General features: G+C 53.8%; 8 protein-coding genes. 6 read left to right on the top strand and 2 right to left on the bottom strand.

Annotated elements, in window-relative coordinates:
- Positions 1–94 precede the first annotated feature (94 nt).
- The 6 genes from SD69_RS10145 to SD69_RS10120 are packed head-to-tail and all read left to right on the top strand — an operon-like array spanning position 95 to position 7272.
- Complete coding sequence (locus SD69_RS10145; protein ID WP_041523134.1) at positions 95–1054, top strand: AAA family ATPase; 960 nt, start codon at positions 95–97, stop codon at positions 1052–1054.
- Between the two features lie 9 nt (positions 1055–1063).
- Positions 1064–2023 carry a DUF58 domain-containing protein gene (locus SD69_RS10140; protein ID WP_041523133.1) on the top strand — a complete coding sequence of 320 codons (960 nt, stop codon included), beginning with the start codon at positions 1064–1066 and terminating at the stop codon, positions 2021–2023.
- 2 nt (positions 2024–2025) lie between these two features.
- Positions 2026–2559, top strand: a complete 534-nt coding sequence (locus SD69_RS10135; RefSeq protein WP_052481050.1) for a DUF4381 domain-containing protein — start codon at positions 2026–2028, stop codon at positions 2557–2559.
- A complete protein-coding gene (locus SD69_RS10130) occupies positions 2552–3598 on the top strand; it encodes a vWA domain-containing protein (protein ID WP_041523132.1) in 1047 nt (348 codons plus the stop codon). The genes SD69_RS10135 and SD69_RS10130 overlap by 8 nt, the downstream gene beginning before the upstream one ends.
- Positions 3595–5541, top strand: a complete 1947-nt coding sequence (locus SD69_RS10125; protein ID WP_052481049.1) for a VWA domain-containing protein — start codon at positions 3595–3597, stop codon at positions 5539–5541. Before SD69_RS10130 ends, SD69_RS10125 begins: the two co-directional genes overlap by 4 nt.
- A 6-nt stretch (positions 5542–5547) precedes the next feature.
- A complete protein-coding gene (locus SD69_RS10120; protein WP_041523131.1) occupies positions 5548–7272 on the top strand; it encodes a BatD family protein in 1725 nt (574 codons plus the stop codon).
- Between the two features lie 69 nt (positions 7273–7341).
- Here SD69_RS10120 and mdoH read toward each other — a convergent pair whose 3' ends face one another.
- The gene (gene mdoH / locus SD69_RS10115; RefSeq protein ID WP_084591542.1) at positions 7342–9273 is read right to left on the bottom strand and encodes a glucans biosynthesis glucosyltransferase MdoH; all 1932 of its coding nucleotides are present in this window, start codon (positions 9271–9273) and stop codon (positions 7342–7344) included.
- Positions 9245–10876, bottom strand: coding sequence for a glucan biosynthesis protein (locus SD69_RS10110; protein ID WP_041523130.1), 1632 nt, complete (start codon positions 10874–10876; stop codon positions 9245–9247). The genes mdoH and SD69_RS10110 overlap by 29 nt, the downstream gene beginning before the upstream one ends.
- Positions 10877–11184 lie beyond the last annotated feature (308 nt).

Genomic DNA, 11184 nt, shown 5'->3' with positions numbered 1-11184 from the left:
CCAAACGTTCAATAAACGCAATAACCAATACCAGCGAGCGATAACGAGCTAAAGGGTTACGCACAGTGGTATTTTTAAATGAAGGTTTCGTCTCATGCAGCCACAAGAACACATCGAAGCGCTAACGCACTGGCTTAACGATCAAATTGTGGGTCAGCCCCACCTGGTACAACGCCTTCTAATCGCGCTGCTTGCCGATGGGCATCTGCTGGTAGAGGGCGCACCTGGTCTGGCAAAAACCAAGGCGATTAAAACCTTGGCCGATGCCATAGAAGGCGACTTTAATCGCATCCAGTTTACCCCCGACCTGCTGCCTGCCGATGTCACGGGTACCGACATCTACCGCCCCGAGCACGGCAGCTTTGAGTTTCAGGCGGGACCTATTTTTCATAATCTGGTACTGGCCGATGAAATCAACCGCGCGCCGGCCAAAGTGCAGTCGGCACTGCTGGAGGCTATGGCCGAGCGCCAGGTCAGTGTAGGCAACAAAACCTACCCGCTACCCCCGCTGTTTATGGTAATGGCGACGCAAAACCCCATCGAGCAAGAAGGCACCTACCCGCTACCAGAGGCCCAGCTCGACCGCTTTTTACTCCATGTGAATGTCGATTACCCGGATATCGCTGCCGAGCGAAAAATTTTGGCGATTATCCGCGCCGAAGCAACCGCCAGTGCCGCCACACCGCCAACGCCCATTACGCAAGAAACATTGCTACAGGCGCGCCGGGACATTTTAGGTCTGCATATGGCCGATTCGGTAGAGGAATACATCGTCCAGCTTATTAATGCCACCCGCCGCCCCGCCGATTACAGCGAGGCGCTGGCCGATCAACTCGAGTATGGCGCCAGCCCCCGCGGCACCATCGCGCTGGAGCGCTGCGCCCGTGCCCATGCTTGGCTCGCCGGCAAAGATTATGTCAGCCCCGACGACGTCGCCGCCGTGATTCACGACTGTTTGCGCCACCGCTTAATTTTAAGCTTTGAAGCTGAGGCCGCCGGCACTACCGCCAACGATGTCATCGACCAATTACTTGCCTGCGTGCCGGTGGCATAAGGTGTGATAATGACTGCGCCAAAAGAGCAACACACCGGCGGTGCCTATTGCGATATGGCGAGCTTACTGCGCGATCGCTTTAGCGCCCGCGAGCTAAACCTATTTGCCCGCCGAACGGCCAAAAGCATGCAAAGCGGCCGCTTGCGCACCCGGTTTCGCGGCCGTGGTGTCGACTTTGAGGAAGTGCGCCTATATCAGGCCGGTGACGATATCCGCGCAATCGACTGGCGCGTAACCGCGCGCACGCAGGTGCCGCACACCAAACTTTACAGTGAAGAGCGTGAACGGCCTGTTTACATCCTGTGCGATCAGCGCCCGGGCATGTTCTTTGGCAGCGTTAACTGTTTTAAATCGGTGCTCGCCTGCCATATCAGCGCACTGTTAAGTTGGGCTGCTCTCGAAGGCGGCGACCGTTTAGGCGCCTTGGTCTTTAACCGCAATGAGTTTCGCGATTTGCGCCCCAAGCGTAGCAAGCACAACGTGCTGGCCGCGCTACAACTGTTGCAAAGTTTTAACCATAAACTCAACAGCCCTATCGGAGACGGCCCTCTGAGCTTGGCGCAAATGCTAAAAGACACACGGCGCATTGCGAAACCTGGATCGGCCCTGTTTATTGTAAGTGACTTACACGATTTGGATGCTGAAGCCGAGAAACAGCTGTTTCATTTACACCGGCACCTGGATATCACCTTAATCCGCACCACCGACCCACTCGAGAGCGCCATTAGTGGTGCGGGCCGCTTAACCGTCACCAACGGCCACGAGCGCCAACAGCTGCCTGTGGGCGACCGACAATTTCAACGGCAGTATCGCGCCCTTAGTGAACGGCGCCAACAGCGACTCGATCAAATCACACAACGCCTTGGCCTGGAAGTGCTAGACATAAGCACACAGGATGATCCCGTCGAACAACTTCGCCAACGCTTTGGCCGCCAGCGGCGACAAACAACCCGCCAGCGCAAGCAATAACTATGAATCCGAACGATCCACTAACACAGTTAAAAGATATACACGTACCGGCGCCGGTCTCGTGGTGGCCGCTTGCCCCTGGCTGGTGGGCAGTTATCGCCGTGAGCATTATTCTGTTAGGGCTATTGGCCTACTGGCTAAGAAAACGCCAAAACGCACGTCGCTATCGAGTACAAGCCGCCACCGAGTTAAAAACATTAAGTAGCGCTCAGCTAAACAACAGCCAGTTTGTTGAGCAAATAAACGCGATTCTCAAACGCGTAGCCATTCAGAGTGATAAAAGGCGTAACCCCGGCCACTTAACCGGGCGTGCGTGGCTCGAATACCTCGATCAAACGTTTAGCAAAAACGCTGATGAATTTCGCGAGGGAGCAGGCCAGGCGCTGGGAGAAGCAGCCTATCAAGCTAACCCAGAGCTTGAACAACCAGCACTGTTAAGCCTTGCGCTGCGCTGGGTTAAACAGCAAAAGTCGGCGGCCAACTCAAGCCGCAACAGCGTTAAGGATTCAACACCACAGGAGCGCGGCAATGTTTGAGTTTGGCTGGCTCTGGTTATTAGCCCTACTACCCGCCCCGTTATTGATACGGTTGTTGCCGGCGCGCCAGCAACAAGAGGCCGCCCTGCAAGTGCCGTTTTTTGATCAGGTAAGCGAGCTCAACCTTGCCCATCAGGCACGCGGCAGCAACCGCTTTCATTTTTTACTGCTGTGGTTAATTTGGACACTCTGTGTCATTGCCGCTGCCGACCCCAAATGGTTGGGTGAAGCAAAATCCCTGCCCTACACCGGGCGGGATTTAATGCTGGCGGTAGATATATCCAAAAGTATGGATGAAAAAGACATGTTGCCGCCCGGCGTTACCAGCATGCAGTTTCAAAACCGCAGCTATAACCGGCTGGACGCGGTTAAAGCGGTCATTGGTGACTTTGCGGAGCAACGTCAGGGGGATCGCTTAGGCTTAATTTTGTTTGCCGACCAAGCTTACCTACAAGCGCCTCTAACCTATGATACAGCCACCGTAAACCAGCTGTTGCAAGAATCACAAATTGGTTTCGCCGGCTCGGCAACGGCGATTGGTGACGCGCTTGGACTGGCGATAAAACGCTTAAAAGATCGCCCTGAAGGCAGCCGTCGTATTATCTTGCTGAGCGATGGCGCCAATACCGCTGGCCAAACCGAACCACTAGAGGCCGCACAAAAGGCCCGAGACATGGGCGTTAAGATTTACACAATCGGCTTTGGTGCCGACGAGCAAATTGTACAAACCGCTTTCGGCCCGAGGCGTTACAACCCTTCCCGGGACCTAGACGAAAAAGCACTCCAGGAAATCGCCGAGCTCAGTGGTGGGCAATACTTTCGTGCCCGCACCACCGAAGAGTTAGAATTGATTCACAAGCGTTTAGACACCCTCGAACCAATCGAGCTGGATGAACTAAAAGTACGCCCCAGCAAACGACTGTTTTATTGGCCTCTAGGCTTTGCGTTGGCTCTGGCTCTTTTACTTGCCTTAACATTTATACCGATAACCCGCCGCACTGAGCGTGTTCAAACACAAGCACAGGGGGTAAACGGATGAGCTGGTTAGCCGACTTTCACTTTCTACGCCCATGGGCGCTGCTACTGTTAATTCCGGTGGTCATCTTCGTGGTTGCCCTGTGGTACACCCGTGCCAATCATTCGCGCTGGCAACAACTCATTGCTCCCGAGCTACTGGTACATTTGATAGACGGTGCCAGTAAGCGCCGCTCGCGCATGGGGCTTGTTGCCATTTCGGTGGCCATGTCGATTGCGTGCCTGGCCCTTGCCGGGCCCGCTTGGGAGCGTCAGAGTTCGCCGGTACATCGTCAAGCCAACGCGCTAATCATCGCGCTCGATTTATCGCCATCAATGGTGGCCGAGGATGTTAAACCCAGCCGTTTGGTGCGCGCGCGGCTTAAAGTCGCCGAACTGCTCAAGGTGCGTGACGAAGGAGAAACAGCGCTAATTGTGTATGGTGATGACGCACACTTGGTAACGCCGTTAACCGATGACACCCGCACCATTACCAGCCTACTTCCAACCCTGACACCTGCCATTATGCCTGTGCCTGGCAGCCGGCCTGAAGCTGCTGTTGAACGCGCACTACAAATGTTTAACGACGCCGGTTATGCAAGCGGGAACATTTTACTGGTAACCGATGAAGTCACCGAGTTGGCAGCCGACAACATCAATCAAACATTACACAATAGCGGTATTCAGTTATTGATATTGGGTGTGGGCACTGATGCCGGAGCGCCAATCCCGTCTGGCCGCGGTGGTTTTGTGCGCGACGCCAACAATGATGTGGTGATTGCGCGTTTGGGCAGTGCTCGGCTACAAAAATTAGCGCAGCAAAACGATGGTCGCTACATCACTAACACCCTGGACCAACAAGATATCGAATACCTTAACCCTGATAACACGCGATTTGACGGTATTAAAGAAAGAGACAACGTTAATCAAACAATGGACCAATGGCTCGACCGTGGCCCCCTACTGGTGCTTTTACTGCTACCGGTTTTGCTATTGTGTTTTAGGAGAGGCTTAATCGTGGCTGTGTTGTTGCTGCCAATACTTAGCTTGCACTCGAACGAATTACAAGCATCCGCGCTCGATAAGGCGTTTTTAACGCCCGATCAGCGCGGCGCCAAAGCTCTTGAGGCCGGTGACGCCGAGAGTGCCGCGTCAGAATTCGACAACCCGCTTTGGAAAGGTACTGCGCAGTATAAAGCGGGTAACTTTGAGGCCGCCGCAAACAGCTTTGCCCAAAGCGACAGTGCCCTCGCCCACTATAACCGTGGCAATGCCTTAGCCCGTGCGGGGAATTTGGATGACGCCATAAAAGCCTATGATAGCGCTCTTGGTGTTGACCCGACCCTGCAGGATGCCAAAGACAATAAAGCACTCGTTGAGGCGCTAAAAGAACAGCAGCAAGAGCAACAAAACCAGCAGGAGCAAAATCAGTCGGGTGAGAACTCCTCTGAGGGAGATCAAAGCCAACAAGACCAGCAAGAAAACCCAGAAAATCAGGAAAACTCGGAAGGCGACAGCAATCAGTCGGAGCAAACCTCAAGCGCGAGTTCTTCGGCGGGCAACGAGTCGCAGAACCCACAAAATCAAAATGGGCAGTCAGAGCAACAGAACTCAGCGGTGGCCTCTAGCGACAGCGGTTCGCCGGAGCAAGACGACCAAGCGCAAGGTCAGTCATCCTCCAGTGCGGCCGCCCAAGAGCAAACAGAGGAAGGCCAAGCCTCGTCCAGCTCGTCCGGTAAGGGAGAAAACGATCAGGAATCTGAAATGCAGGCGCTAGAGGCGCAACCCGAACCCTTAACGCCAGAAGAGCAAGAGGCCAGACAGGCGACGGAGCAATGGCTGCGGCAAATACCCGACGACCCGTCGGGCTTACTGCGCAATAAGTTTCGCTACGAGTACAACCAACAGCGCCAAGAGCGACAAGAGAAAAAACTCAACACTTTTGGCAATTCAGAACAACGCTGGTGATACGCAATGATTAGAAGTACCCACACACACCCACTGGTATTTATCTCAAGCGCTAGAATTTGGCGATGGCTGGCCGTATTGGCGGTATCTCTGAGCTGCCTCGGCGTATCGAGCCAGGCATTAAGTGCAACTTTCAGCGCACAATCCAATCGCACCGAAATCAGTATCAATGACCAGCTGAGTGTCACGTTTCGCTTGCGCGGCGGTAACCACAACTCCGAACCAGACTTCTCACCGGTGCAAAATGATTTTGAAATCCTATCCAGTTACCGCACCCAGAAATCCACTAATATTAATGGCAAGCACGACGCCTTTTACGAGTGGACCCTAACGCTAGCACCAAAGCGGCTGGGGCAACTCGTGGTGCCCAGCATCCGGGTGGCGGGAGCACAATCCGAGTCCATTTCCATCTCAGTGAATGAAGCGCCCGACAACCCCGCCGCTGCCGGCTCTGAATTGTTTATGACAATCGAACCAGATAAGTCCAGCGTCTATGTCCAGGAGCAAGTGCTACTCAAGGCCAGAATCTATTCGCGCAATAATTTTGACGCCCAGGAAATATCCGATTTCACTCTCGATGACGCCTTAGTGGAAGCCATCACCGAAGACAAATATGTTACCGAGGTGTCCGGCACACCCTATGCGGTTTACGAGCTAACATTTGCACTCTACCCGCAAAAAAGCGGTACGCTTAGTATCCCGGCAGTCGATTACGCCGTGCGCTTACGTGCTAATCGCCGCTCAATGCTCAGTTTTGGCGGTGGTGACGTCCGACGTGGGCGCAGCTCTCCCGTAACGCTAGAGGTAAAGCCAATACCGGCAGCCAATGGCAGCGGACCCTGGCTACCGGCCAGTGACATTAAATTGGCTCAACACTTTAGCCACGACTCAGAGTCTCTTACGGCCGGTGAGCCGATTACCCGCAGTATCACCTTGACGGCCGAAGGGCTTCACCCAAGCCAACTGCCACCTGTTACGCCCGCTGACGTCGAAGGCTTTAGTACGTACGCCGACAAACCGCAAACACAAGAGCGTCGCACTAACTCGGGGATCACCAGCGAACGCACCGACACCATTGCCATGGTGCCAAGCACTGCGGGCCGAAAAACGCTGCCGCCTGTGGAATTAAAATGGTTTAACACCACAACCGGAGAGTTTGAAACAGCGCGCCTGCCCGCTGTGCAGACGAACACCACCATGCCCGTGGGCGGGAGTTCTCCAGCGCCCGCTACAGCCCCTGAGTTGCCCACTACAAACGGTTTAGCGGCCTCCTCTAGTGGCAATACCCTCGGCGGCGCTCCACGCTGGCTACTGGTTACTCAAGGCATCACCCTGGTATTACTTATACTGATGACCGCTCTGTACTTAGGCGCCCGTAAAAGGCGTCACACCGCCCAACCAAAACCCACCAACAAAGCGGACCATGGAGACTGGCGCTCAGTAAAAAAAGAAGCCGCTAAGCACAATTTACCCGCACTAAGATTGGCACTGTTACACTGGGCGGAACACCACTATCAGCGGCCTATCGCGCGACTGGAACAAATTGCCCAGTTAGCCAATAACGAAGAGCGTGCCGAGCTTTTGCAACAATTGCGGCAGTTAGATCAGGCCATTTACCGCCCGGACGGCCCTGAGTTTGACCCAGGCAAGCTATTGCCACTTATTCAAAAACAAAGGGTTAGAAAGCGCGATGCACAGGGCACAAACCTCGCGCCCTTATACCCCAGCTAACGGTTTAGTGCAGGCAATTAAAAAGAGGCCACCTAACGGTGGCCTCTTTTTTTCGTGTCCCTTACAACGCTATTTTGCAAAGCTTTGGATCGGCATATCGCGCCAGCGTGAAGGTGGAGTAGCAGGTTCTGGTACGCTGGGGTAGTCCGTACCGTTAGCTTGTAGACTCACGGACAGCGCGGCCAAAACGGGTGGCTCTTCTGCCTCTGAGGGGGCAATAAAAATACCCAGGTCACGCAACCATAAACCCAAAGCTAAACTACTGCTGTAGCGGACTATCGGGGCCGCCAGCACAAGGCCTGCCAGCACCGGTGTCATCCACCAGAAAAACACCGGTGTAAGAACGTAGGTCAGCGCGCCCCACAAAATTGCCACAAACGTGGCAGGAAACGTATGCGAGAACGCCTCGCCCCAGGGCACCATTCGCCCCTCCCGGCCCTGAGCATTCCAACTTACTTTATGTCCGATCAGCACTGACACCACAAAATAGGCGTGGAATACCATCATTAAAGGCGCAATCAATATCGCAAACAGCGTCTCGATAATGGCCCCAACGGTTAGCCGCCAGGCGCCGCCAAACTGAGCGCGCCGCTGCAACAACGCAATAACCACACCAAACACTTTAGGCAAAATCAGGAGCGCGACGGTAAAACTGAGCAGCGAAAAAATTAAACCCGTTTTAGCAATAGGCCAGTTGGGGAACATTTGAAACCCAGAGGTAAAAAACACATTGCTCGACAGCGCACGTACGACGGCATCTATGGTACTCAGAGCAAGCATTAGCAACCAGAGCAAAGAAGATGCGTAAGCGACCGCACCGAGCAAAAAGTGCAGGCGATTCACTCCGTGCAGACGCGAGCCTGTTAACAAGGCTAAATGCTGCATATTACCCTGTACCCATCGACGATCTCGCGTGGCATAGTCCAGCAAGTTGCTTGGCACCTCTTCAAAACTGCCTCGGGCATCGGCCAGTAAAATGACGTTCCATCCCGCGCGACGCAACATGGCCGCCTCGACAAAGTCGTGGCTGAGTATTTCACCACCAAAGGGGCCAGGCCCTTTAAGCTCGGGCAAGCCACAGTGCTGTAAGAATGGTTCGATACGGATAATGGCGTTATGCCCCCAGTAGTTGGCGGTATCGGTTTGCCAAAAGGCCAACCCGGTTGCCAGCATGGGGCTGTACAAATCGGCCGCAAACTGCAAAAAACGGCCAAACATGGTTTCCTGGCGAACAGGAATTGGCACTGTTTGTACCAGAGCCGCCGTGGGGTTTTGCTCTATGGCATGCACCAACGAGAGCATACACTCGCCGGTCATTACACTATCGGCATCTAGCACAATCATCGACTCGTAAGCGTCACCCCAGCGGCAGCAAAAGTCACTTACATTACCCACTTTACGGCCACTATTATCCGTCCGTCGGCGGTAGTGAACATGGCTAGCCAATGGCCCTAACCGCTGGCACAGTTGCTGCCAGGCGCCAGCTTCGGCTCGGGCTATTTCGGGGTCCTGAGTGTCACTTAACAAATAAAAGTCGAACGCCTCTAATTGCCCTGTCGCCTCAAGAGATCGCAAGCTGACTTCAAAACCGGCGATAACCCTGGCGGTATCTTCGTTGTACACCGGCATAATTACTGCCGTGCGTGTGCTTACCGCAGGCTCCGGGCTGGGCACCGATGTTTGGCGCTGCAAAGTCAGAGGGTCGAGGCGCAGCAGCTGCAACACAAAACCTATGGCCCCACTGGTAAAAGCAAACACAATCCATAAAAAGGTAATGCCAAATAACAACAGCAAGCTAATTTCCAGGACGGTCACCCCGTTAGAGCGCAGGATTTCAAACATCATGCCGATGCCCAACGCACCTAATAGAAATACCAACGTAAAAAATAGTACCCGGCGCGCTAAAATACCCGATAGTTTAATCTCTGCCCGGTTATCTGGCACAAAGGCCTCCTCTGAGTTGTTGATCGCTTTACTGCATAGTGTCGGGGTACCAGACATAGCTCCACACCTCACTCAATTGTTGATCACGCATGGTGAGCGACACCTGCATATCGGCAGGTCCTTCGCCCTCGGGTATTAACGTAAATGCAATGCGCCATGTCCCGGCTTCGGGCAATGGCTCTACGACCACATGGGTAATCTCGCCGCCGGTAGCATTCACTTTGGCTTGCAGCTCGGCTTCAGTGGAAATATTGGTAAGCTCGCCGCCGCTAAAATCGATGGCAAATTTGCGATGCGAACGTGGCGGGCCATCGTCTTGGCCTGGTATCGCGGCCCAGCCAGTGCGGGTTCGCTCGACTTGCGCCAGGCTTTGACTCGGTAGACGCGCTTCAAAGGTGCGCAAGCGATACGAGAACAAATGTTCCTGTTTCGGCTGTAAAGGTGTTTTAGGCACCCAATAGGCAACGATGTTGTCATTGGTCTCCGAGTTAGTCGGTATCTCGACTAACTCCACTCTACCCTCGCCCCACTCGCCTTTCGGCGCTACCCACAAACTAGGGCGCTCTGAGTAGTGCGCCTCGGCATCAAGATAACTGGTAAATTCTCGGTCGCGCTGCAACAACCCAAAGCCTTTAGGGTTATTGTCTTGCAGCGAGGAAACCCGCAGTGATTTAGGGTTGTTAAGCGGCCGCCAAATCCACTGATCCTGCGAGCTATGCAACAACAAACCGTCCGAGTCGTGAATTTCTGGGCGTATATCATCCACGTAGTTCGGGCTGTTTTCGCCGTGGTGAAACATACTGGTCAGTGGCGCCACACCGACTTTATTAATGTCTGTGCGCGGGTAAAGCGCGGCATCGACATCAACCACAGTAGGCGCACCTGGGGCTAGTGTAAACCGATACGCACCACTGATAGAGGGGCTGTCCATCAACGCGATAACCGTCATGTGGGTTTGCTCCTGATCGGGCTGTAATAACCAAAAGTCGCGGAACACGGGAAACTCTTCACCACTGCCTTCAGCGGTATCAACCGCCAAACCTCGAGCGGATAAACCATACACCTGACCCGGCCCGACCAGCCTAAAATAGGTCGCGCCCTGAAACACCACAAACTCACTTTTACGGTCAGCCTCGTTCAGTGGGTAGTGTACGCGAAAGCCTGCAAAGCCCAGATCCTCCGTTACGTGCTCGGCAACGGGCTTAGCTTGGTCGCCGTAGCGAAAATAGTCGGATTTAAACGGTACTCTGGCGTTGCTACCGGATTTATCAACAGTTGTGATGGTAACCGGCTCGTTGTAGAAAAAGCCCGGGTGAAAGAATTGCACTTCGAATAACGAGTCGTGCTGCCAAAGGCCCGCCTCGCGACGAAAATGAATCGAGCGGTACTGCTCGTAGTTCATGTTTGCCAGAGCCTCGGGCACGTCATGATCCGGGGCTTGATACGCTTTCGCCGCGAGCGACCTGGCGCGCTCTTTAACAGTGGCAAACACAACATCGGCGGTGCTGGCGGGTGCTGGAGCAGGTTGTGCATCGCTTGGTAGCGACACCCCCGTAAGCGCCAAACAAGTAAAAAACAAGGTACCGTAAAAAATCCGTTTTACCAACGGCAAATTAGGCAGCGCTCGGTGCTCGCCAATAGAATGCGACGCTTCACTCATAGTTCATTCCTGGGTAAAAGGTAAATCGAATAACAACCAGAAACCTGACAAGAGCAATTTGCTTGCCAGTACGAACTTACGCGTCAATTTTGGGCAACACTGAAATATCTGCCATAAAATGCAGCAAAACCCGCTAAAAAGACCAAGGTTTAAGTGAATAGTAATTTACCGCACCCATTCACCATTGTAGGTCTTACACGGTAGAGATAACTCGTACAATAAATGGCAATGTTGAGAAGATCGCGGCAGCACAACCGACGCCCTCAACCAACCGGACCGTGCATAGGCGTTATATAAGAGGCAACACG

The organism is Gilvimarinus agarilyticus, from assembly GCF_000832015.1.
GTDB lineage: Bacteria > Pseudomonadota > Gammaproteobacteria > Pseudomonadales > Cellvibrionaceae > Gilvimarinus > Gilvimarinus agarilyticus.
This window is presented reverse-complemented; position numbering and strand designations above follow the sequence as displayed.